At 46.5% G+C, this 22,854-nt stretch carries 20 protein-coding genes; 8 read left to right on the plus strand and 12 right to left on the minus strand.

Features of this window, described 5'->3' with window-relative positions:
• Positions 1–228: 228 nt before the first annotated feature.
• From JOE49_RS04400 to JOE49_RS04410, 3 genes are all read left to right on the plus strand, one after another.
• Positions 229–1,404: an AGE family epimerase/isomerase gene (locus tag JOE49_RS04400; protein ID WP_209940627.1), complete on the plus strand. Its 1,176-nt coding sequence runs from the start codon at positions 229–231 to the stop codon at positions 1,402–1,404.
• Positions 1,401–2,600 carry a glycoside hydrolase family 130 protein gene (locus JOE49_RS04405; RefSeq protein WP_028540814.1) on the plus strand — a complete coding sequence of 400 codons (1,200 nt, stop codon included), beginning with the start codon at positions 1,401–1,403 and terminating at the stop codon, positions 2,598–2,600. Before JOE49_RS04400 ends, JOE49_RS04405 begins: the two co-directional genes overlap by 4 nt.
• Positions 2,601–2,847: 247 nt before the next feature.
• Positions 2,848–3,861, plus strand: coding sequence for a substrate-binding domain-containing protein (locus tag JOE49_RS04410; RefSeq protein WP_023990888.1), 1,014 nt, complete (start codon positions 2,848–2,850; stop codon positions 3,859–3,861).
• Between the two features lie 155 nt (positions 3,862–4,016).
• On the opposite strand, the gene JOE49_RS04415 is transcribed toward JOE49_RS04410, so the two are convergent.
• Entirely contained in the window at positions 4,017–4,229 is a 213-nt protein-coding gene (locus tag JOE49_RS04415; RefSeq protein ID WP_023990889.1) for a cold-shock protein, read from the minus strand.
• A 119-nt stretch (positions 4,230–4,348) separates the two neighbouring features.
• Positions 4,349–4,864 (minus strand): DUF2179 domain-containing protein, encoded by a 516-nt coding sequence (locus JOE49_RS04420; RefSeq protein WP_023990890.1) that lies wholly within the window; start codon positions 4,862–4,864, stop codon positions 4,349–4,351.
• Positions 4,865–5,020: 156 nt separating this feature from the next.
• Here JOE49_RS04420 and JOE49_RS04425 point away from each other — a divergent pair, with 156 nt between their 5' ends.
• Together JOE49_RS04425 and JOE49_RS04430 are read left to right on the plus strand one after the other, a co-directional pair.
• Complete coding sequence (locus tag JOE49_RS04425; RefSeq protein WP_068939077.1) at positions 5,021–5,197, plus strand: CsbD family protein; 177 nt, start codon at positions 5,021–5,023, stop codon at positions 5,195–5,197.
• 255 nt (positions 5,198–5,452) lie between these two features.
• Complete coding sequence (locus JOE49_RS04430) at positions 5,453–6,499, plus strand: stalk domain-containing protein (protein ID WP_069290637.1); 1,047 nt, start codon at positions 5,453–5,455, stop codon at positions 6,497–6,499.
• Positions 6,500–6,580: 81 nt separating this feature from the next.
• Here JOE49_RS04430 and JOE49_RS04435 read toward each other — a convergent pair whose 3' ends face one another.
• Positions 6,581–7,378, minus strand: a complete 798-nt coding sequence (locus JOE49_RS04435; RefSeq protein ID WP_209940628.1) for a copper amine oxidase N-terminal domain-containing protein — start codon at positions 7,376–7,378, stop codon at positions 6,581–6,583.
• 185 nt (positions 7,379–7,563) lie between these two features.
• On the minus strand, positions 7,564–8,670 hold the full coding sequence (locus JOE49_RS04440; protein ID WP_209940629.1) for a hypothetical protein: 1,107 nt from the start codon (positions 8,668–8,670) through the stop codon (positions 7,564–7,566).
• A 304-nt stretch (positions 8,671–8,974) separates the two neighbouring features.
• Here JOE49_RS04440 and JOE49_RS04445 point away from each other — a divergent pair, with 304 nt between their 5' ends.
• A complete protein-coding gene (locus JOE49_RS04445) occupies positions 8,975–11,530 on the plus strand; it encodes a LamG-like jellyroll fold domain-containing protein (protein ID WP_209940630.1) in 2,556 nt (851 codons plus the stop codon).
• Between the two features lie 94 nt (positions 11,531–11,624).
• Here JOE49_RS04445 and JOE49_RS04450 read toward each other — a convergent pair whose 3' ends face one another.
• Together JOE49_RS04450 and JOE49_RS04455 are read right to left on the minus strand one after the other, a co-directional pair.
• On the minus strand, positions 11,625–12,806 hold the full coding sequence (locus JOE49_RS04450) for an NAD(P)/FAD-dependent oxidoreductase (RefSeq protein WP_023990895.1): 1,182 nt from the start codon (positions 12,804–12,806) through the stop codon (positions 11,625–11,627).
• Positions 12,807–12,833: 27 nt separating this feature from the next.
• Positions 12,834–13,265: a DUF1641 domain-containing protein gene (locus tag JOE49_RS04455; RefSeq protein WP_013312528.1), complete on the minus strand. Its 432-nt coding sequence runs from the start codon at positions 13,263–13,265 to the stop codon at positions 12,834–12,836.
• A 501-nt stretch (positions 13,266–13,766) separates the two neighbouring features.
• Here JOE49_RS04455 and JOE49_RS04460 point away from each other — a divergent pair.
• Positions 13,767–14,162, plus strand: a complete 396-nt coding sequence (locus JOE49_RS04460; RefSeq protein ID WP_023990896.1) for a rhodanese-like domain-containing protein — start codon at positions 13,767–13,769, stop codon at positions 14,160–14,162.
• Positions 14,163–14,186: 24 nt separating this feature from the next.
• Here the strand turns inward: JOE49_RS04460 and JOE49_RS04465 are convergent, their stop codons facing one another.
• A complete protein-coding gene (locus tag JOE49_RS04465; protein ID WP_209940631.1) occupies positions 14,187–15,014 on the minus strand; it encodes an HNH endonuclease in 828 nt (275 codons plus the stop codon).
• 262 nt (positions 15,015–15,276) lie between these two features.
• Here JOE49_RS04465 and JOE49_RS04470 point away from each other — a divergent pair, with 262 nt between their 5' ends.
• On the plus strand, positions 15,277–16,770 hold the full coding sequence (locus tag JOE49_RS04470) for an alpha-amylase (protein WP_209940632.1): 1,494 nt from the start codon (positions 15,277–15,279) through the stop codon (positions 16,768–16,770).
• A gap of 64 nt (positions 16,771–16,834) precedes the next feature.
• On the opposite strand, the gene gpmA is transcribed toward JOE49_RS04470, so the two are convergent.
• From gpmA to JOE49_RS04495, 5 genes are all read right to left on the minus strand, one after another.
• Positions 16,835–17,584 carry a 2,3-diphosphoglycerate-dependent phosphoglycerate mutase gene (gpmA, locus tag JOE49_RS04475; protein WP_190298221.1) on the minus strand — a complete coding sequence of 250 codons (750 nt, stop codon included), beginning with the start codon at positions 17,582–17,584 and terminating at the stop codon, positions 16,835–16,837.
• A 133-nt stretch (positions 17,585–17,717) separates the two neighbouring features.
• Positions 17,718–18,458, minus strand: a complete 741-nt coding sequence (locus JOE49_RS04480) for a Bax inhibitor-1/YccA family protein (protein WP_023990900.1) — start codon at positions 18,456–18,458, stop codon at positions 17,718–17,720.
• Positions 18,459–18,605: 147 nt separating this feature from the next.
• On the minus strand, positions 18,606–18,893 hold the full coding sequence (locus JOE49_RS04485) for a hypothetical protein (RefSeq protein WP_160788436.1): 288 nt from the start codon (positions 18,891–18,893) through the stop codon (positions 18,606–18,608).
• Between the two features lie 243 nt (positions 18,894–19,136).
• Positions 19,137–21,431, minus strand: a complete 2,295-nt coding sequence (locus JOE49_RS04490; RefSeq protein WP_209940633.1) for a glycoside hydrolase family 2 protein — start codon at positions 21,429–21,431, stop codon at positions 19,137–19,139.
• 200 nt (positions 21,432–21,631) lie between these two features.
• Positions 21,632–22,696 carry a LacI family DNA-binding transcriptional regulator gene (locus tag JOE49_RS04495; RefSeq protein ID WP_209940634.1) on the minus strand — a complete coding sequence of 355 codons (1,065 nt, stop codon included), beginning with the start codon at positions 22,694–22,696 and terminating at the stop codon, positions 21,632–21,634.
• Positions 22,697–22,854: the final 158 nt, after the last annotated feature.

Consider the following 22,854-nt stretch of genomic DNA (forward strand, 5'->3'; position numbering starts at 1 on the left):
CTCCTCCTGTTGTTTTAGAATAAGGTTATCGTTAAAGTAACAAAATCATTTTATTATGTTAGCGCTTACTATGTCAATTGCAATATTCTTTTTGTAAAGTGAAATGGGTCACATCTTATAAAAAAACACCAATTTAGCATGGTTGACAGTTTACAAACAGCTAGATATGATAATCCTATAAAGTTAACGATAACCTAATAATTCATTTTCCGAAGGAGGCTTTGTCTCTTGGAAACATTACTGGACGAAATTAGACAGGAATGGAAGGAGCACATACTCCCATTCTGGCTTGGACTGAAGGATGAGACACACGGTGGGTTTTACGGCGAGGTGGACGTGGATCTGCACATTCATAACCAAGCCGACAAAGGCGGGATTGCCACTGCACGGCTACTCTGGTCATTCTCGGCGGCTGCCCGTGTAACAGGGGAAGATACCTATGCAGAAGCCGCACGACATGCATTCACATTCCTGCGAGATCACCTGCTTGATCCATTACATGGAGGAATGTACTGGATGGTGGACTACACCGGGCAACCCGTGGACACGTGCAAGCATGTATACGCGCAGGCATTCGCGATCTATGCGATAGCAGAGTATGCACGTGCCACAGACGACCCGAATGCATTACCACTAGCTATGGAGCTGTTCCACCTGCTGGAGCAAAAAGGATATGATCGCACCCGGCAGGCATACGGCGAACAATATGACCGATCGTGGAACACGCAGCCTAATGAGCTACTCAGCGAAAATGGGGTTACCGCGCATATCACCATGAATACGCATATTCATGTTTTGGAGGCGTACACCCAATTGCTGCACGTCTGGCCAAATGAAGAGGTTCGAGATGCACTGACGAACGTACTGGATATTTTATATCATCGTGTTTACGATGCTTCTGCCCGACGACTGGGGGTATTTTTCGACCGTGAATGGCGCTCTCTGCTTGACCTGACCTCATATGGTCACGACATCGAAGCCAGCTGGTTGATTGAGGACGCTATGAGTGTGTTGGGTTATTACCCGTCAGAATACGTGGATATGGTGATGGATATTGCCAATGCGGTAGCTGAGCGCGCTGTTCAGCCAGACGGATCGCTCATCAACGAGCGGGAAGGAGAGCGGGTAGACACCTCACGTATCTGGTGGGTACAGGCCGAGGGGATGGTTGGTTTTTACAATGCATTTCAACGTACAAAAGACGAACGATTTTTGCAAATTGTGCGTAATCTGTGGGCCTATACTCGGCAATATATCATCGATCCGCGCCCCGGAGGCGAATGGTTCTGGTCAGTTCAAGCGGATGGTAAGCCTGATGCGAGAGAGATTGCAGGCCCTTGGAAGTGCCCTTATCACAACAGCCGATTTTGCATAGAAATGCTAGAAAGGATGGAAAACCAATGATCCATAGCAAATACAATGAGCTGCGGTTGCAGCAAGAGGAACTGATTACACGCCCCAATGAGGTTAAAACTACCTTTTATAATGGTATCTACGAACGCTACCTCTATCCAGTGCTCACACGCCATCATGTTCCACTTCACTGGCGGTTTGATCTGGATGCGCAAACTAATCCCTTTTTCATGGAGCGGCTGGGGGTAAATGCGGCATTGAATCCAGGGGCAATCTATCATGAAGGAAAATACATTCTTGTTTCGCGTACCGAGGGACTGGATCGAAAATCATTTTTCGCTTTAGCAGAGAGCGATAACGGCATTGATCAATTTCGATTCATTGACGCCCCCCTAGTATGGGAGGATATCGACCCAGAAGAAACAAATATGTACGATATGCGGCTGGTGAAGCATGAGGACGGCTGGATTTACGGTATTTATTGCTCAGAGAAAAAAGACCCTGACGCACCACCTCACGATACCTCCAGTGCTGTCGCTCAGGCCGGACTGGTCCGTACTCGTGATCTTCGTACATGGACCCGGCTTCCCAACATCACTACCCAATCCCCACAGCAGCGCAACGTTGTCCTGCACCCTGAATTTGTGGACGGTCAATACGCCTTCTATACTCGTCCCCAGGACGGATTTATTTCCACCGGCTCGGGCGGTGGCATCGCCTTCGGCCTGTGCAAAGATATTACACAACCCGTGATTGAACACGAAACCGTCATTGATGAGCGTTGTTATCATACGGTGTACGAAGCCAAGAATGGTCAGGGCCCTGCCCCGATCAAAACCAGTCGCGGCTGGATTCATATCGCTCATGGGGTACGCAATACGGCCGCCGGGCTGCGGTATGTGCTGTATACCTTTGCCACCAGTCTGGAAGACCCTACGCGCGTCATCGCTAAGCCCGGCGGGCACTTTCTGGCTCCTTATGATGAGGAACGCGTGGGCGACGTTTCGAATGTTATTTTTTGCAATGGGGCAGTCGTTAACGAACAAGATGAAGTCTTTATTTACTACGCATCCAGTGATACCCGTATCCACGTAGCGACGACCACCATCGCTCGACTGGAGGACTACACCTTCAATACACCATCCGACCCGTTGCGCTCTCTCAGCAGCGCCGCTGTTCGTCGTGAGCTAATTCATCACAATGAAGCGCTATTGCAAGCACACTCCCGTCCTTCCCAGCGGACATAAGCCGCAGGCTTTATCCTGCTTGCGGAACCATGTATACTATCCATAGAACAACTGTTACCCGCAGGCTAATAGTTGTTCTATGGGCAGCCATGCTGCCAGTCTTTGTATCTTTACAGGACAGCAACCCTGCTAAGTCTTTTGGATTTTTACAGGCGGCTAAGCTACTGATATATTCCCCAGCATTTTGCATCCATTCTCTGGATTAGGCAAAATGCTTATCTTTTTAAAATTGGAAGGCGGAACAGGAATGAAGAGCAACGTAACGATGCGGGATATTGCAGATAAGCTGGGAGTAAGCAGCGTGACCGTGTCGAAGGCGCTCAATGACAAGGATGGGGTTAGCGAGGAGCTAAAAGAGCGTATTAAGACGCTCGCAGGAGAAATGGGTTATCGTTTCAATACCGTTGCCAAGTCCATGAAGGAGGGCCTCACCTATAACATTGGTGTTGTCATCCCTGAACGTTTTACCGGCCCTGGCCAATCGTTTTATCTGCACATCTACCAGCAAATTTCACGGGCACTGGAGCCATACGGCTACTACGGTATCCTTCACATCCTCCATCGCGAAGACGAAGAACAGCTTAATCTGCCACGTATCTATTACGACCGCAAGGTGGACGGCTTCATTCTCCTGGGCCAAGTGAGCAAGCCATATATTGAGCTTGTACAAACCATGGACCTACCCAAAATGTTTCTCGATTTTTATGATGAGCATGCCGATATCGACTCCGTGGTGACGGATAATTTTTACGGAGCCTACGAGCTGACCAACTATTTGATCGCCCAGGGACACCGGGATATTGCATATGTGGGTAATATCTATTCCACCAGTAGTATTCAGGATCGTTTCCTCGGCTACTATAAATCCTTGCTGGAGCACAGGTTGCCCCTCCGTAACGAGTGGGTGCTCAGTGACCGAGACGACGAAGGTACTTATGTTGAAATGGAGCTTCCTCAGCCGCTACCAACTGCCTTTGTATGTAACTGCGATCAGGTCGCTCACAATCTGGTGCATAAGCTCATTGGTCTGGGATACCGCGTACCTGAAGACTGCTCTGTGGTCGGCTTTGACAACGATGTATACGCCACTCTTATTGTTCCGCAACTGACCACGGTCGGAGTAGACATCGAGCAGATGGCACGTACCGCGATTGATTCGATGATGAAAAAAATAAGCCATCCCGGTAGCCGCTTTGGTCGAGTCCTGGTGCAGGGACATATTGTATATCGTGATTCCGTGCAGCCCATCCAGAGACCATGATCAATGCATACCTTACTTGGGGACAGGTCACCCCTACTCTAATTTCCACAACCAAAAGCCGCTCAGCATGTCGCTGGAGCGGCTTTTGACGTTCATAAATTCTGCAGTGTGATCATCGTACTCACATTCAATTGTAGATTTTGCAAAATCCTGGATTAGGAGCGCTGGGCGACAAAGGAATTGCCCGCCCGATTGAGAATCGGCAGCATCCGCATTTCTTGCCCCATCGAGGCTTGACAAAGTGGACAAGCTGGCTCGTTCAAAAAGGTGAAATCCGTTCGCATCCAACCGTTGCAACCCTCGTTTGTACACGACCAAATAGCCGTATTTTCCTCTGGAATGATTTCCGGGGCCTGGCGTCTGTACATCTATATTCCCCCTCGGTTTTTATAGGGTAATATCCCCTGTCGGCTTACTGTTAATTTCCACCTGTCCGGGTATTAATATGCTCTAACGTCCAAAAAATATGCGCAATTTACCAAAATGTTTATTTACGGATAGCCTTGGTCCAGAAGCCGCCATGAAATTGCTTCGGCTCTACCGTAATGACAAAAGCCTTAGGGTCCAGCTCCAGAATGGACTGATACAACTTATTCTGGTTTTTCCGTTTAGCCAAAATTTCCATCACCAGGCGCTCTCCATCACGTCCACTGCCCAGCCAGGCTGTAACACCGTATCCTTTGTCCCGTAGCGCATTGGCAATTCCTCCATTGATCTCATTGCTGATCACCTTAACGGTGACATAACCAAGCGCTATTTTTTCCTCAATCCATGCTCCAATAAGAATGCCCAATGCATAGCCAATGGCGTATACTGCAAGACTTGCCACTTGATCCAGGTACTTAAGCACAACATTCAAGCCCAACACATAGACCGTAACTTCCACGGTGCTAATGAGCGCAGCAATGTACTTCTGTCCTTTCAACGTCAGAATCATGCGTAGTGTATACGCCGATACGTAAATAATTTGAATAACGAGAATAAACAATAAAATTTTGAGCATGCGCTCACTCCCCACTTCACGTTCTGATTTAACCCGTATCCAACATTATACCCCCGTCTGTGATATACAGCCTCTGGTTTCATATTACCCTCACTCGGGTAATGACTAACTACAGCATGCTGAATGAAAGTTCGATCACATAAGGAGGGCTACAACATGAAGGATAACGGAATTAGCGATAAAATCAAAGGTAATGTGAACAAAGCCAAAGGTGAAATCAAGGACCAAATCGGGAACGCTACCGATAATAAGTCCCTTCAAGCCGAAGGTAAACTGGATAAGGCCAAAGGCCATCTTCAGGAAACAGCAGGCAAACTGAAGGACGGCAAATAATCCTGAATGGATAACCTCGACGCACTATTTTACCAACAAGTCACGCTGTCTTGTGCAGCGGGCTTGTTTTGTGTTGTTCGGATACTTTTGGAAAAACTTTTGCGCAAACAGGGCAACTTTTACGGTTGCTGTTGCGTCTAACCAATATAAGCACAACCCATAATGACTCTCCAAGCTGTTGGATTTTGTAGGCATTAATGTTACTCTAGTCTATGAACCAGGCTATAATTCTTAAATAAAGGGGTAGACCAACGAATGAAATCACTGAAATCTATCAAAAAACCTGTCATCATCACTGCCGTATCCGCCTTGGCCATATCCGGGGCTCTTTTCAGCCAATCCACATATGCCGCACAAGTGACTAAGCCGATCCAAGCAGTATATAACAATATCAAAATCATCTACAACGGAACCGAGGTTCCTTATGATGCCAAAACAGAACCGTTCCTGCTGGATGGCGTAACGTATATCCCACTGAAGCTGGCAGGTACAGCTTTGGATAAAAAGGTAACATGGGATGGTACAAACAAACGCGTAGTCATTGCCGACAACGGCGTTCCGATTGATCAATCTACAGTGACGGCGTTGAACAACCAGATTACGACGCTGACTCAAGAGCTCAACACAGCGAAAGCAGCGAACACGACGAAGGACGCTACCATTGCTCAATTGCAAAAAGACAACCAGACGCTAAAAGATGAAGCAAGCAAAAATAGCTCTAGCTCCTTGAAGGATCTTCAAAAGAAGCTGAACGATGATCACAGGGATGACTACAATACCAACTCGGATATTACGCTGGATGGTAACAAAAACGATATTACGGTGACCATCGAAATGACAAAATCCAGATGGACTGAGCTATCTGACAGCAGAAAGGAAAGCTTCCTGGAGGACATCGTGGAAGATATTTTGAAAGAGTATAAAGATGCCGATGTAGAGGGTACAGTTAAAAACTCCAGTAATAGAGATAAAATGGCAACCTTCACAACCAACAGCAGAGGCGATGTTACTTTGAAGGATGTAGCTTCTTCCTTGGATGCAAGTACGATTCAACGCGATTTGGTTAATAGATATGGCAATTACGCTGGCGTTGGCTTTGATTTCACAGTAAGAGGCGACAGCAGTGAAGCTAGCGTGGATGTATATGTAAAGACTGACGCTTGGAACAATACACTTACTAATGCGCAAAGAAACTCTCTTATAGAGAATGTTCTTTATGAGCTTAAAAACAGAAACTCGGTATCTCGAGTAGTGGGTAAAATTAAGTCTAGCGAAAACAGCAACACGATAACTTCGTTCTAAATCGCACTTTTTTCAAAAAAAGCGACAAAGGCTACAAAGCCTTTGTCGCTTTTTTTTGATGTACAAGCAACCTGCATTCAATTATTGAATCAGCCTGCCTACGGAAGTAATATATTTTATATAATCATTATCAGCGTCAATTGTATCGATATTCATTGTATAAACCAAATGACCGTGGCTGGTTATTTTCACTTTGTGAAATGAACCGGGTTTAGAATAAGGATCTACAGTATAGGTCCCTTTGCTATATACAATCATAGGATTAAAGTCAATTTGCTTGAAGGCGGGCGATAAGTCACTCTTATACGTAGCATGAATATTCAATACACCTTGCCTTTGATCCCAGTCAAAGGAAATAAGATCAAATGCATTCGCATCAATGACTTGGGCCAAGTCTTGTCCCTTAAACCTCATAAGAACTGGACTTTCCGTAAAGCTATCATGCCTTAGCTTCAATAAGCCACGCTTGGAATCCCACTCCATCTTCGCATCTGTATCTTTCAACAAAATGGATACCGGTAAAAACATTGCATTACTTAGCATGATAGGGACTGTGTCCATTGTCATGGGTTCGCCGTTAACCGATATATCGGGTGATCCAATCGTTGCCGTTACATTACGGTCTAACAGATCAACAGAAGCGGTTTTGTTCGCTGCATTATAAGTTACTTTACCGCCCAGTATATCCTCAGCCACTTGGAGCGGTATAAGCAGTCTTCCCTTCTTATCCACAAAGGGGGATGCAGGGAAGGTGTATAAAACGTAATGATCATTGACCTTCAAGTGTATGGGGGTATGATCTTGAGCCGATGCCAAATTCGAGTTTGTAGTAGCAAAACTCAGTACAATCATAATACCGATTAATAACCTGATTTTCATAATGCCCTCCTAATCATTTTGTTTAGGCTCAAAACCAAAATTATGGTGGAGGAGTCCAGTTGAGTAAGCTTAACATGGAAAAACATCTGCCAAGCCACATTGTTGTAAGTCCCACCCAACAACAAAGGAAATGACAGATGCTATTCAGTATATTTTAGCTTGAGCCATTGTTTAACTAATTGTTCTTATCGGTTTGGATTTCTGATCCACACACTTGTGTCAAAATGAGTAATATAATCGGTGGGCCAATCAATCGTACCGAACCACTGACTTCCATCCCAAAAAGAGTAATCCCGATAGTTATCCCATGGATAATAATAATCCGAATTGAACTTTGAGACTACCAAATCTGAAAAGTCTCCACCGATAGCATTTCCATAAATATTACTGCCATCAAAGTTTTCTTTCGCTATTGCCGTCACTCTCTTAACAGACATAGACGATAGGTCCGAGGAATTAAAAGAGGTTTGCATAACGACGATTTGATTGTAGTAGGCTAACAAATAAGCGTTATAGGTACTATTATCAATATAAAATTTAACTGAATTATATCCCTCCCCATTTACCCACGAATCTGTAGAATATTTATAAACTCCATTTTTAATGTATCCCAAGTATCTTTTTTGGCCCGTTTGGAAAGAAAATCCCCCCTCAACTTTCTTCCCATTCTTCGCATCAAAACCGTAATACACCCATGGCTGTTCGTTTGCTCCTAGATCCCTAACGGTTGGCAAAATCACACGTGCATTGACCCCATCAAAGCCATCATAATCCAATTGAACTCTTGAAAAGGCCCCAGTCGTCCCTCCGCTCACTTGCCATGGAGTGGGATTATTTTTACTTGATATGGAAAAATCATGTTTATTGCCTGATTCACTCAAAGAGGTTGTCTCTGAATAAGTAGCATCCGTTACATTATCCTCTTTTGATTCAACTTTATCTGCCATGCCTACATAACCTTTTTCTGAGCTGTATACTTCTCCATCGAGCGTAAGATATATGTATTCCGATTTATTGAGCTTCTCCAGATTTTGTTTTAGATCACTATTATTTTTACTTTTTAGTGATGTACTACCGGCTGTATTCAGTAGTTCAGTAATAGATGCTTTCGGATTAACGGCAATCTGGTGTTCTTGAAGTTCATGGACAATGGCCCGCTGTTTGAGATTTTGAAAAAATGCAGCATCGTACGTAGTGGACTTAGCTTCCGCATAAGCGAAGCTTCCCGAGAATGCAGAACACATGAGGATAGTTGCTAATCCCATGCCAATAAACTTATTTTTCCTAAACATACACAAACCTCCTAGTTATTTTTCGAAACTAGCATACCTCCACAAATATATAACGTCAACCATAATTTATAAATTTTACCTAAAAAGAGAGCATAGTATTTTACATATCATAGTGTATAGAAAGATCAACTACGTATCAAAAAAGAAAGTGTGGAGCAGTGGCGTCAAAGTCGCTTAGATGCCAAGGCCTTCCTTATAGCCATATAATTCATAAATACATTAATAATATTTATAAATAGAAAGGTATTTAGCAATGAAAGCAGAATATATCACTGTATTCCAATTTAGAAAGGGGCAAATGTGTATGATGAGAAGTTTTGTTAAACGTAAAGTCAGGAAAAGTATTGCAATAACACTAACATTATTATTAGCAATCGCAAGCGCACCATTAGGTGCAATAGACGCGGCGGCAACGGTGCCAGACCAAAACAAAAAGCAGGATGCGCCAACCTTCTCTAATGTATCGGTTCATGACCCTTCCATTGTCAAAGACGGTGACACTTATTATGTATTTGGGTCACATATCTCTGCGGCGAAGTCAAAAGATCTTACAAACTGGACTTCTTTTGCAAACGGTTACACCACGCCTGGGAACACACTTTACGGGGATTTATCGAAGAATCTGGCCGGATCTTTCGCTTGGGCGGGTGAGAATGATGCGGATAGTAAGGGAGGATTCTCGGTATGGGCGCCCGATGTATTTTGGAATGAGCATTATGTCAATGAGGATGGGACAAAAGGGGCATATATGATTTATTATAGTGCATCTTCCACCTACATTCGTTCCGCGATCGGCATTGCAGTTGCACCCAAAATCGAGGGTCCATATCAATATGTGGATACCATTATACACACTGGTTTTACGAAGGAGACTGCTTTCGATAAAGATAGCAAGGTAGATAAAAAATGGACAAATACGCCGATTCAACAACTCATTAAGGAAGGCAAGCTTGAGGGGCCCAGACCGGGATGGTTTAATACCGATGGTTCTTATGCGAATCGGATGTTCCCAAATGCAATCGATGCAAGCGTTTTTTACGATGCAAACGGTCGCTTGTGGATGACGTATGGATCATGGTCCGGGGGAATATTTTTACTGGAGCTGGATAAAGCAACTGGCAAACCCATGTACCCAGGTAAAGATGGAACTACAGAAGACGGTCGGCTCATTGATCGTTATTTTGGCACCAAGATCGCAGGTGGATACGGTGAGTCAGGGGAAGGTCCGTATATTGAATACAACCAGGAGACGGGTTATTACTATTTGTATGTAACCTACGGTGGCCTTGCAGCGGACGGAGGGTATAACATGAGGTTATTCCGTTCCAAGAGTCCGACAGGACCTTATAAAGATGCCAAAGGGCAGAATGCTGTTCTGCCGGCAAACACCAAAAATATAACTTATGGCAACAAGTTAATAGGTAATTTCTTGTTCGATAGTAAAATAGGTGACCCCGGTACAGGCACTGGCTACGGCTATGTTTCCCCTGGACACAATTCTGTATACACCGATCCTGCTACTGGACAAATGTTTGTCGTCTTTCATACCCGATTCCCTCATCAGGGGGAGACACATGAGCTGCGTGTACACCAAATGTTCATGAATCAGGAGGACTGGCCCGTCGTAGCTCCTTATCGTTACGGTGGCGAGACGCTTACAAAGCTAGATGAGAAACAATTCATTGGCGATTATCAATATATTAATCATGGCAGTGATTCTTCGGCTACGATCAAGAATACGCAATTCATTCAGCTTAAAGCAGATCATACCATTGAAGGCGATGTGCAAGGAACATGGCGCAAGTCGGGGGATTCGAATATCCAATTAACACTGGATGGTGCTGTATTGGATGGGGTGTTCTTAAGACAATGGGATCAGGTTACGAATCAATACATCCTGGCGTTTACAGTTTTATCGAATAAAGGTGAGATGGCTTGGGGCAGTAAGCTCCCTGATATGACCGATACGACAGTAGTGGACAGTGTGTATCGTGAATTAGATCTTGGCGATACAAGTCGGGTGACGGCTAGCCTGAATCTTCCGAAGGAAGGCAGTCGGCAATCCCGGATTACCTGGAAAACTTCAGACCAAAGCGTCATTACGGATACAGGTGAAATCAAGCGTCCAGGAATCGGAGAAAAGGCTGCATCTGCCACTTTGACAGCTACCATTACCAAGGGAGAACGTAGTCGGGACAAAATTTTTAACATCACGGTATCCCCTTATGAGAAGGCAACATTGACTGCGTCATACACGTTTGAAAATAATCTGGAGGATCAGCAAGATGCTTTTGCTAATGGCGAAGTTATCGGTGACCGAATCGATCGCCAGGGAGGAAGTGTGTCCTACGCTGAAGGCGTAAGAGGCCAAGCTGTAGTCCTTGACGGAAAGTCAGGCATTGCTCTGCCTGAAGGACTCATATCCAGCTCAGCATATTCCGTGTCACTATGGGTAAAACCAAGCGAATTGACTCTGCATACACCAACTTTTTTTGGAGCTATGGATAGTAATCACTGGATTAGCCTTTTGCCCAGAGGACCTGAGAAGGATAACACAATGGTCTGGTCCGGCAGCTCATCTTGGTATACTGGCAGTACCGGCCTAAAGATCAAAACAAATGAATGGACACATCTCGCCTTCACTGTAGATCGTGGGATGTTAGCCTTGTATGTGAATGGAAAGATTCAATTTACCGGCTCAGGATTTCCAGATGTCTTTACCTCTAAATCTGGAACATTCAGCTTAGGTGTCAACTGGTGGGACCCTGCGTTCAAAGGATCTATTGATGAGCTGAATATATTTGAAGGTGAGCTCCCTCCTGCACAGGTGGCAGAGTTAGCGAAGATGAAAGTGAATTAAGACTAATGAATCGTGAGTATCGCTAGAAAAGCTACAAAAAAGAGAGCGCTGAATAGCGCTCTCTTCCAATGAACCATATAAAATGTAAGAAATATTAATAGGCCAATGCAAAAAGTCCTTTGATGTGGGACAAGTAACGGATGTTACTGCCTTCCTTCATCAAAGTGGCTACAGCGCCTTTCAGTTGGGTGCCATTCGCGCCTACAGTACCAATCGCGTCTGTTCTGCCCAAGCTGCCCAGTGTACCGGAGAATACTGGTGTAAAGCGTTCCATTTTCGCTCCGTTGAAATAAGCGAAGATGTTGTAACCAACTAATTCGCCCATTTGCCAAGCCAACTGTGCAGTTGGTGGGTATGGACGCTCGCCTTCACTCGGGAACACCACTGCACTGTCGCCAGCGAGGAAGATGTCTTCGTGAGAAGTCGATTGCAGCGCACCATTCACAGTTGCGCGACCACGGTTTACTTCGATACCAGATGCGCCAACCAGTGCATTACCTTGTACGCCGCCTGTCCAGATCAGTGTGTTCGTTTTGATCGAACGTCCGTCTTTCAAGAGAACTTCGTCAGCTTTCATTTCTGTAATCGGAACACCCGCTACGATTTGAACGCCACGTTTTTCAAGGCTTGTTACTGCACGATCAACCAGTGGTTGAGGGAAGCCTGCCAAAATAGATGGTCCAGCTTCTACGCAATACAAGTTGATATCTTCGTAGTTAATACCTTTTTCGCGACAAATTGCAGGCAATTTGTCAGCATATTCGCCCACCAGCTCAACGCCAGTCAGACCGCCACCACCGATAACGATTGTAGCGTCCGCTTGGTTACCGGATTGCTTGTAAGCATCCAGACGAGCTTCCACATGTGCGCGAATACGATTGGCTTCTGCCACTGATTTCAGCGTGAAGCTATGCTCTTGCAGTCCTGGAATACCGAAGTAAGCCGTTTCACTGCCCAGGGAAATAACGAGAGCGTCATAGCTCAACGTAGCGCCACTGGCCAAGGTTACTTTTTTATCGTCAGGCTTGATTTCGGAAACAGTATCCACTTTCAGGATAATTTCCTTGTTACGCAGCAGTTTTTCCAAAGGAAGCGCAACAGCTTTTTCAGCAATTGTACCTGCCGCCAAACGGTGCAGTTCCGTAATAATTTGGTGCGACGCAAAGCGGTTAACCACTGTAATGGTTGCTTGGCTAGCGTCCATATGCTGGCGTGCTGTAAGAGCGGCCAGCAATCCGCCGTATCCGCCGCCCAAGATCAAAATTTGCTTCGACATGTCCATCCTCCGTTCTTGATCAGGTAATTATTTGCTTTCGCGTTGGCGCTCATTCAGAATATCCAGGAAAGCCTGGCTGAAACGCAGCGTTTTTTGTACATTCGGATCTTTAAGCATTTTGAGCAGGCCAAACAGACCTACACTGCCGTCCGTAGTTTGTACACGGTCATTTGCTTCAATTGCAGCAGAAGCCAATCCTTTAGCCGAATCTGTAACAGGCTTCACAAACTCTCCCATGGAGCTTTTCATATCTCCGATAAAGACAGGGTCAGTCGCCAGACTGCGAGCTACATCATAAGCATCGGTCATCAAAGTAACCATCTCAGTCAACTTGGGCAGATTTTCTACCAGCACGGTCAGCGATTGCTGAACCTCCGGTTTCATCAATTGGTCCAATACATCCCGAGACTCTTTGGTAGCTTCTTGTGTTACTGCCACCTCTTGTTGGTTTTCAGACATGCGTGAACGTCCTCCTTTACTGTGAAAATAGAAGTCCATTCCTTTCTCGTAACCTGTATCCATAAACTCTAGCAATAAAACGTGCATTGAATTCACGCCCTTAAACATGCAAGAAGCACAGCTAAAACCGGCCTATACCCTAAAGGGCAAGACTGATTTATCGCAGATGCCAATTGTATATTGCTCAGACGGTATTCTGTTGTTACTGCTGCGGAATATCCCACGAAGCGCTCCTTCGTGACTACAACAGGCCGAAACGGAACCCTATACCTCTATATTACACCTTTCACAACACAATCGTCGAAGAAATTTTAAATTTGCACAAATTTCTGCAAAATTTTTATTGTTATTTTAGATAAAAATTAGAATAAGCTCGATTTTTGTCCAAGTTTCCCTTAAAAAAAGGGTCATTTTATGCTAGAGGAGGGTAATAGAGAGCGTACGTTTCAGTTCGATAATATGAAAATAACACAAAATATATTCATACGGAGGTTTAAAACGATGGCTAAAACATTTGGAGATATGGTTCAAGAGGCGAGACAGCACGTTCAAGGCATTGATTCACAGGAGGCACGTCAGCGAATGGAGGCAAATCCTGATACATTCGTTATCGATGTACAGGACTCCCATGATGCAGGCGCTTGCGGTCTGATTCGCGGAAGCGCCAATATTTCATTGGGCATGCTGCCCATCCGCGCTGACTTGGAGGTTCCACAGGATTTGCGTGACGAACGTCTACGTGACCGCAACCGACCGATTATCACCACTTGTGGGGCAGGCGGACAAGCTGCATTGGCAGCTTATACACTCCAGCAGATGGGCTTTACCAATGTAGCTTTTATCGAAGGCGGAACAACAGCCTGGAAGGAATCCGGCTTTGAAGTAGAACTGTACTAAGGGACCTACGCTCCAAGAATCGCCCTACGTATGTAGGGTGTCTTCAGAAGTATCAGGATTATCAGGTGCTTCGAAATCATCAGGAGACGGCTGCAGCACACCAGATTCAATGAACTCATCTACATCGCGGGCAGCCTTAACTTGATTGCATTCATTGCAAGCACATACACAATTGACCGGCGTCGTGTGCCCCCCTTTTGCCCGAGGCAGTAAATGATCAATCGTGTCACCGTAGTCTCCGCAAAAAAAGCAAGTATAGCGGTCACGCTTAAGCACATATTGACGAAATTCCTTGTTGCTATACAGTCTGCGCACGGTGTATGGATTAACAATCACCGCCATACGCTCTCTGACCAGGGTCATGGCCAGATCAAGCTCAATCTCTTGATGCCAGCGTCTCCCCTGGTCGGTTTTGCCTCTTAGCCGAATCATGCCATTGCGATTGAGCCGCAATGCCCGGGTATCCGCAGGCTTCAGCCTGCTAAGCAGATGCCGAACCCGTTGCCGGTGGCGCTCACGCGCTTTATCCGTGACCAGCTTCCTGCGGGGGCGTTGTGCCTCCATAGGTAGTGGCGCCTCCAGGCTGTGCGCAGCCGTATTTGCTTCAAGGCTATGCTGCGTCACGGGAGCAGCCGAGAGGTTCGCTTCCTCGCCGGAAGGAGCGGACGTAGCCGCACGTTCTTGCGGGGCCAACCCCCGGCAGGAACGGCAAGGACCACGCCGTGAATAAGGACCAGCCCGGCGACCCGTTCTGCGCTGAAAGTCCGTTAAAGGTTTCATTTCCTGACAATACGTACATTTTTTAATCAGCGGTTTGCTCGCTTCACCCTTGTTCTGCTGCGGTTCTGTCACGTCCACTCCTCCTTTCCTCTGTTGCTCGCGCTCCACGGTTTGCCCAAAACCCGAACTATTGTTAAGTTAGATTCATTTTACCGTTTTCACGTTCCCTTTTCTAGCTATTGAGCCATTATGAACACTCAGGTATAACAAATTTTAATGATTTAGCATACGTTATACAGCGATCCTTGTTCTTCATTCAGCATCATATTGACCGTCTGACGTTTAGCCCCCCTCACTTGGTGGGTAACTTGTTATATATGAAGGAGGGACGCACATGAAAAGGAACCATACGATGATGCAATTTTTCGAGTGGAATGTCGAAGCTGACGGTTCTCACTGGAAGAAGCTTGCCCGCCTGGCACCGGAACTGAAGGCCAAAGGAATTGACGCGATATGGATTCCACCTGTCACCAAAGGCCAGTCGCCCGAGGATACGGGATACGGCGTCTATGACCTTTACGATCTGGGCGAATTTGACCAAAAAGGCGCCGTGCGCACCAAATACGGAACCAGGGAAGACCTGCTGGAGGCTGTTGCCGCCTGCGTTCGCCACGGTGTGGCCGTCTATGTCGATCTGGTTATGAACCATAAGGCTGGCGCGGATGAAACCGAAGTATTCAAGGTCGTCGAGGTCAACCCGGATAACCGCAATGAGGTCATTTCCGAGCCTTTTGATATCGAAGGCTGGACTAAATTTACGTTCCCCGGCCGTCAAGGTCAGTATTCCACTTTTCAATGGAACTTTGAACATTTTAACGGAACGGATTACGATGCGAGCCAGGACCGGACAGGAATCTATCGTATTTTAGGTAAAAATAAAAGCTGGAGCGAAAATGTAGATGATGAATTCGGCAATTATGATTATTTAATGTTCGCCAATATTGATTATAATCATCAGGATGTGCGCAAAGAGATGATCCGCTGGGGCAAATGGCTGGTAGATACTCTGCAATGCAACGGATTCCGTCTGGATGCAATCAAGCATATTAATCATGAATTTGTACGAGAGTTTGCTACAGAAATGATTAAAAAACGCGGACAGGATTTTTATATGGTAGGCGAGTTTTGGAAACCGGATCTGGAATCGTGTCAAAAGTTCCTGGATACCATTGATTATAAAATCGACCTATTTGACGTATCCCTCCACTACAAACTACATAGCGCTTCCTTGGGTGGCAAGGATTTCGATTTAAGCACCATTTTCGAGGATACGCTTGTTCATACACATCCCCTGAACTCGGTTACTTTTGTCGATAATCATGATTCCCAGCCGCATGAAGCGCTTGAATCCTGGGTGGAGGACTGGTTCAAGCCCAGCGCCTATGCACTTATCTTGCTGCGCAAGGACGGTTATCCCTGCGTATTCTATGGCGATTACTACGGCATCCAGGGACAAACGCCCGTCAAAGGCAAGCAGGCTGAGCTAGACCCGCTTCTATATGCCCGGTACCATAAAGCTTATGGTGAGCAAAAAGATTATTTCGATGATCCCCATACGATTGGATGGGTCCGTCAAGGCGTGCCTGAGCTGGAAGGCTCCGGATGTGCTGTGGTGATCACCAACGCAAATGACGGAGAAAAGCGCATGTTCGTAGGCAAACAACATGCAGCGGAAGAATGGATAGATTTGACCGGGCGTCACGATCATACCGTAAAGATTGAGCAGGATGGCTACGGGATATTTCCCGTTCGTGCCGGCAGTGTATCGGTGTGGGCACTTCCCGCAGAGGAAGACAGTCAGGAAACAGAAGAAGAAGCGAACGCTTAATCTATACCCAACACAAAGAGGGCAGGATGCGAGGAATCGCCCTGTCCTCTTTGTGTATGGAAGGTCACTCCGTTACCTTGCTTTGGTTGGCCACGGCCTGCTTCTTAGCCTCTACATGACTCGGATCACCGAGGTAAAAGCGCCGTATGGGATCTATATGCTCATCCAGCTCGTACACCAGGGGAATGCCTGTGGGAATATTCAAATCCAGCAATGCGGTTTCGTCCAGATTCTCCATATACTTGATTAAGGCCCGTAAAGTGTTACCATGTGCAGAAATGATAACTCGATCCTTTTTGAGAATCAAAGGTACAATCCGCTGCTTCCAAAACTCACCGACCCGATGCACTGTGTCCTCCAGACTTTCCCCAAGCGGCAGCTCTTCTGGCTTAATATTGCGATAACGCTCTTCCCGATGCGGACTCCGCTCGTCCTGCTCATCCAGCATGGGTGGCCGCACTGTTAGGCTACGCCGCCAGATATGAACCTGCTCCTCGCCGTATTGCACGGCGGAATCCAGCTTGCTAAGCCCTTGAAGAGCACCGTAATGGCGTTCATTCAGCTTCCATGACTTCTGCACAGGTATCCACAGATGATCCAGCTCATCCAAGATGTGATACAGCGTGCGGATAGAACGTTTCAGCACAGAGGCAAATGCCAAATCAAACGTATATCCTGCCTCCTTGAGAATACGTCCCGCCTCAATGGCCTCATGAGTCCCTTGTTCAGTCAGGTCCACGTCCGTCCAGCCCGTAAACAGGTTTTGTCGGTTATACACGCTTTCTCCATGCCTAACCAGCACCACTTGATACATACACTCACTCCTCTCCTGTCTGTCTTTATGTTTTACCCAACTTCTATGTATTTAACGTAAAATGCAATTTTTAAACCGTCTATTTAATACAAAAAGGACGGCATTCAGCCATCCTTTTCTTCTCACCCTGCACTTAGTCCCTCTTACTGAACTTGGCCAACAGATCCAAAATCCGTACATACAGCCATACTAGAGTCACCAGCAATGCAAAAGCACCATACCATTCCATATATTTGGGTGCACCTTGATCTGCTTGCTCTTCAATAAAATTGAAATCAACCAGCAGATTCAAAGCCGCAATGATCACGATAAATAAACTAATACCAATACCAAGCCAACCCGTTTCATGGATATACGGAACATTCATACCGAAAAAGTTCAAAATAAAATCAACCAGCGTCACCAGAAAAATCGCCATCGTACACAGGACAACGAATGAGATAAAGCCGCGTGTCACCTTGATGATTCGCTGTGTGTACATAAAGAGCATTAAGAACAAAATACCCACGGTCAGCAAAATGGCATTGGCTACAATTCCAGGGTACTCATACTCCATAAAAGCTGAAACGCCACCCAAAGCAAAACCACTCAGAATCGCATATACAGGAGAGAGTAATGGAGCGGTTTTTGGAAAAAAGGATATCGCAAGTGCTACGCCTGCCATACCAATAAAGCCTGCCGTCAGCAAGGATAGCACCTCTACAGTTCCCTCGTAGGTCATGTACCAGGTAATGCTGCCAGAGACGATGAGCAGAACCAGCAGAAGCAACGTTTTGTTCACCGTTCCTCCGATGGTCATGCGTTGTTCACTAGCTTCTCTTTCATCTTCGCGCAAAAAGATGTCATCACGTAAAACTGGATTGCTAAAGCTCATACAGGGTACTCCTTTTCGATGTTGTTGTTTGCTATGCTATATGTATATATCGGCACAATATGAAAAAAGTTTCAGAAAATTTCAAACAAAAAAACTCTAACCTTGCCACACGGCAAAGCTAGAGTTAGAGGGTCAGGTCGTTACAGGTTAAAAATCAGCCGTAGCAATTTGGATGGTGCCTGTCACAGCTCCAGCTGGAGTAGCTTGGAGAGCAGCTACCAGCAACAAAGCCACTTCTAACGTCAGACTATTGGCTGCCGGGATAACATACGTGATCACGGGAGCATTGACACGTGTAACAACCAGATCCACCGGATTGGCACCCGTGTTATTCACGGTAATTGTAGCATTATTACCGCCTTTCAAATTTTCAAAAAAGGATTTACCCACACCCGCAGCGAGAGAATAGAATTGCTGAGGTAATAGAATCGCCATAGGATTCACCTCCCTTGCACTTGATAGTGTATTCTATGCTTCCAATCTACGAGCGTAACGTTAAGTGACTCAGTAATAAGACACAATTAAAAAGACTCATAGATTAACGTACCCTAACCTATGCTAAAAAGGAGTTGCCCTCTCAGATTCTTTACAGAATCTGCGGACAACTCCTTTTTTAAATAATGGAAGTCTCAAACGGTATACAAGCGGCTAGTAGGATTGTATGTTGCCTTTGCTTCCTTATTGCACGTGAATGCTCAATTCCTGCGAGCCGAAACGAGAAGGCGCGGAAACTTTCACGCGGATATTGCCAGCCTCACCCTTTGTACGAATCCAGAATGCAATGCGTCCACCAATTAAGGATAAGCTTGAAGGACCGATCAATTCACCCACTCCCTCGACCTCCACCGAAATAGGATCTGCATAGAACGGCAGGGCATTGCCGTATTCGTCCAGAGCATCCACTACTACTCGGGTTACGTCCCAATCGCCAACTTCCAGCACCATATCATCTGCAGCTACCCGCAGCTCTGTCGGCACCGGATTACGTGAATAGTATTTGCGGGTCACTTCTTGCCCATCTACGTATCCAATGAATACAGCGTCTTCCCACTTCATGCCCCAGTGGCCTGTCAGCTCGTCGATCACGACAGGGGGATGAGGAAGCGCCGGGTACTTCTCTCGGTTCGGACGATAAACACCTTTGCGCTCATGACCGTAGATGAACTCCACCTCATCACAATTGGTGAACACAACCAGCGGCACGATGCCTCCAATATTTCGCTCACCACGCGACCAGTAAGTGACCGGCTCCATAACGATTTCCTGTTCGACGTTCTTCTGGCTCCGGTACACACTCGCTGCAAATTTAGGCAGGCGGAACATATCCATGACACCGTGGTAGCAGATTTTATCACCGGAACCAAAATCAGCATGCGTGTTATAGTCAAAAGCACACCAACCAATCGCCCCAGCAATGCCCTCATCGGCATAGGAAGCATTTTGGACCCGCGTATGGCGCAGTGCATGCTCCATTACCCGTTCCTCCTGGTCAAAACGCTTGGTCGGGTACATATGCCCGTTATATTCCGTTACCAGATAAGGGACCGGATGATCCAGCTTTGTAACGAGAGACGGCTGGCGCAAGCCTGTCGTTTCGCCATCTACGCCTTCTGTATCGTCATACGTATCAAAATTGCGGATTTCCTTAGCCAAATATTTTTTGTGCCCACCATCATGAACAAAATCATTTATCGTATATACATCTTCCAATAGCTCACTGCCTACAATATAACGCACACCACCCGTAGCACGGGTCGGATCTAGCTTTCGTGCTAGCTCATTGGTACGCGTGTACAGATCATGGTCATCCTGCGACTCATTAATTCGTACCCCCCAGATTACAATGGAGGGATGATTACGATCACGGACAATCATGTCCTCTACGTCCCTCACCGCCTGCTCCTTCCACGCTTCACCGCCAATGTGCTGCCAACCCGGAATCTCTTCGAAAACGAGCAATCCGATCTCATCACAACGGTCTAGAAAATGACGGGACTGAGGGTAGTGGGATGTCCGTACCATATTCAGCCCCAGCTCCTCCTTGAGCACATCTGCATCACGACGCTGCGCTCTTTTAGGCATAGCATAGCCAACGTACGGATAGGACTGGTGACGGTTCAAGCCGAGTAGCTTGATCTTTCGCCCGTTCAAGTAAAAACCGTCCGGCTGAAATTCGGCCTCGCGGAAGCCAAAGCGCACGGTCACCTGATCCAACTCTTCTCCGCCTCGTAGCAGCGTCAGCTTCGCTTCATATAGCTTGGGATCATCTATATCCCAAAGTTGCAGGCCGCCCAGCTCTTTCAGCTCCAGCGTTACTTCCGCCGCCGTCATCGCTGCCAGCTCGGTCTCCGCCTTCACGCTCGCTCCGTCCAGCAATTGCAGCGCGACCGTCAAGTCGTCCTGCTGATCGCTGATGCCCTCCAGCTCCACGACCACGTGCACCGTCTTGCTTGCCGCAAGCGGCTCTGGTGTCTGAATGAATACCGTTCCGAGGTGTACAGGCTCCACTATTCGTAGCTGCACTTCGCGGTAAATACCGCCGTAGGTCAGATAGTCAATGACTGCCCCAAAGGGAGGGATGTCGTCCCGTTCCGTGGAATCGACAATGACCGTGAGCACATTGGGGCCGCCATATTCGGCAAGTTCGGTCAATTCAACGCTGAACGGTGTATATCCACCTTTATGCTCCCCCGCTTTTACCCCGTTTAGAAATACCTGGGCATAGGTCATGACTCCTTCAAAATCAACATACACTCGCTTACCTTTGGCATCTGCCGGAATGTTCAACTCTCTTTTATACGTAGAAATAAACTGAAATGCCTTGTCGTCAAAATAATTATACGGAAGCTCTACATTGGTGTGCGGCAGCTGAATTGGCTCATACCGACTTGCATCAATGCCTGCGCTTACTTCGCTCTCGACATATTCAGGAAGATAAAACCATTGGTCATTCAACGGCAAAATGGTACGCATGGGCAGTCACCTCAACCTTTTATTTTTCACTCTTATACTATAGTAAAATATTTAAGTAAAAATAACGAGTAAAACTTAGTAAAATAAATATATGTTCAATGTAAGCATTTACAAGGTAATTGTCAATCCATTTTTGTATCTTTTTATATCAAAAAAACAACCCCGGTAAGCCGGGGCTGTCCAAATCAATAACGCCGATTTTATTGGGTATCGGTATGTAGCGGCGCACTGCTGTTGCGAATCATTAGCTCGGTCGGAATGATGACCTTGCGCCCCACCTCGTTTGCACCGTTGCGTACCGTATGCAGCAAGAGTTGAACGCCCGTCTCTCCCATCAGTTCGGTATGCGTTTTGACCGTTGACAGAGATGGGGTCAAATATCCCGCTGTCGGAATATCATTGAAGCCAACAATTGAGATACGTTCCGGCACCGCAAGGTGATGCTGCTCCAGCGCCTTCAACACCCCAATAGCCACCGAATCGCTCGCGACAAAGAAGGCTGTAGGCAGGTTTTCTGGTCCTGCCAAAATAGCCGCTTCCATCGCACGGAAGCCGTCTGCCGCCGTTCCTCCGCACACATGAATATCATCCGACGTGCACAGCCTGTGCTGTTCCTGATACCGTAAAAACGTCTCATAGCGGGCATCTAGCTCGACTCGTTCGGAATCATGGGGCTGCTCATCCTTGCCCATACCTACATATCCGATGTGACGATGGCCTGCGCCCATCAAATAATCCAGTGCATCAGCCGCAGCGTGAGCAAGGTCAATGACCACATAGTCTGCCCCTGTACGCTCTACCGGATGATCCAGGAAGACGCAAGGAATGGGCAGTTCCAGCATACGTTCTACCTCTTCGCTGCTAAAATGCCCCAGCACGATCAGCCCATGTAGCCCTTCGGATGACGCCTTCAGCGCAGTCAGGTCCTCTCTTCTGAAAATACGCTCCAGCTGCGCCCCGCTTTGGCGGCACTCTTTTTCCACGCCAAACCGGATAGACAGATAATAAGGGTCTTCCAGTTCCTCGTACGCGCTAAACCAGTGCACCATACCCAACCGGATGGGTCCCTCTGCCTTCTTGCGGGGCTGACGACCAATACCGCCATTTTTACGTTTAGCAGTCGTATATTTCATGCGCTCGGCAACCTCAAAAATTTTACGTCGCGTTTCCTCTGATACAGACAGTGTTTCATCATAATTCAGCACTCGGGAGACCGTGGATATTGAAACCTCTGCCTCCTGGGCGATATCTTTTAACGTAGGCATTGCAGACTCCTTTAATGGTTTTACTCTATTTTTACTTTTATTTTACTATTATCTTACTCGTCTCCCCTGTGCAACACAACCCGTCATTCCTAAAAGGGTCAACCATTTTTTTCATATTATAAGCCTAATCATGATAAAATACGTACCATAATAGAAAT

Source organism: Paenibacillus sp. PvR133 (assembly GCF_017833155.1).
GTDB lineage: Bacteria > Bacillota > Bacilli > Paenibacillales > Paenibacillaceae > Paenibacillus > Paenibacillus polymyxa_B.

Bases quoted from the DNA above. Each gene is read 5' to 3' on its own strand.
- JOE49_RS04405 (WP_028540814.1), top strand. From the start codon at position 1,401: ATGATCCATAGCAAATACAATGAGCTGCGGTTGCAGCAAGAGGAACTG.
- JOE49_RS04410 (WP_023990888.1), top strand. From the start codon at position 2,848: ATGAAGAGCAACGTAACGATGCGGGATATTGCAGATAAGCTGGGAGTA.
- JOE49_RS04415 (WP_023990889.1), bottom strand. From the start codon at position 4,229: ATGTACAGACGCCAGGCCCCGGAAATCATTCCAGAGGAAAATACGGCT.
- JOE49_RS04420 (WP_023990890.1), bottom strand. From the start codon at position 4,864: ATGCTCAAAATTTTATTGTTTATTCTCGTTATTCAAATTATTTACGTA.
- JOE49_RS04425 (WP_068939077.1), top strand. From the start codon at position 5,021: ATGAAGGATAACGGAATTAGCGATAAAATCAAAGGTAATGTGAACAAA.
- JOE49_RS04430 (WP_069290637.1), top strand. From the start codon at position 5,453: ATGAAATCACTGAAATCTATCAAAAAACCTGTCATCATCACTGCCGTA.
- JOE49_RS04435 (WP_209940628.1), bottom strand. From the start codon at position 7,378: ATGAAAATCAGGTTATTAATCGGTATTATGATTGTACTGAGTTTTGCT.
- JOE49_RS04440 (WP_209940629.1), bottom strand. From the start codon at position 8,670: ATGTTTAGGAAAAATAAGTTTATTGGCATGGGATTAGCAACTATCCTC.
- JOE49_RS04445 (WP_209940630.1), top strand. From the start codon at position 8,975: ATGATGAGAAGTTTTGTTAAACGTAAAGTCAGGAAAAGTATTGCAATA.
- JOE49_RS04450 (WP_023990895.1), bottom strand. From the start codon at position 12,806: ATGTCGAAGCAAATTTTGATCTTGGGCGGCGGATACGGCGGATTGCTG.
- JOE49_RS04455 (WP_013312528.1), bottom strand. From the start codon at position 13,265: ATGTCTGAAAACCAACAAGAGGTGGCAGTAACACAAGAAGCTACCAAA.
- JOE49_RS04460 (WP_023990896.1), top strand. From the start codon at position 13,767: ATGGCTAAAACATTTGGAGATATGGTTCAAGAGGCGAGACAGCACGTT.
- JOE49_RS04470 (WP_209940632.1), top strand. From the start codon at position 15,277: ATGAAAAGGAACCATACGATGATGCAATTTTTCGAGTGGAATGTCGAA.
- gpmA (WP_190298221.1), bottom strand. From the start codon at position 17,584: ATGTATCAAGTGGTGCTGGTTAGGCATGGAGAAAGCGTGTATAACCGA.
- JOE49_RS04480 (WP_023990900.1), bottom strand. From the start codon at position 18,458: ATGAGCTTTAGCAATCCAGTTTTACGTGATGACATCTTTTTGCGCGAA.
- JOE49_RS04485 (WP_160788436.1), bottom strand. From the start codon at position 18,893: ATGGCGATTCTATTACCTCAGCAATTCTATTCTCTCGCTGCGGGTGTG.
- JOE49_RS04490 (WP_209940633.1), bottom strand. From the start codon at position 21,431: ATGCGTACCATTTTGCCGTTGAATGACCAATGGTTTTATCTTCCTGAA.
- JOE49_RS04495 (WP_209940634.1), bottom strand. From the start codon at position 22,696: ATGCCTACGTTAAAAGATATCGCCCAGGAGGCAGAGGTTTCAATATCC.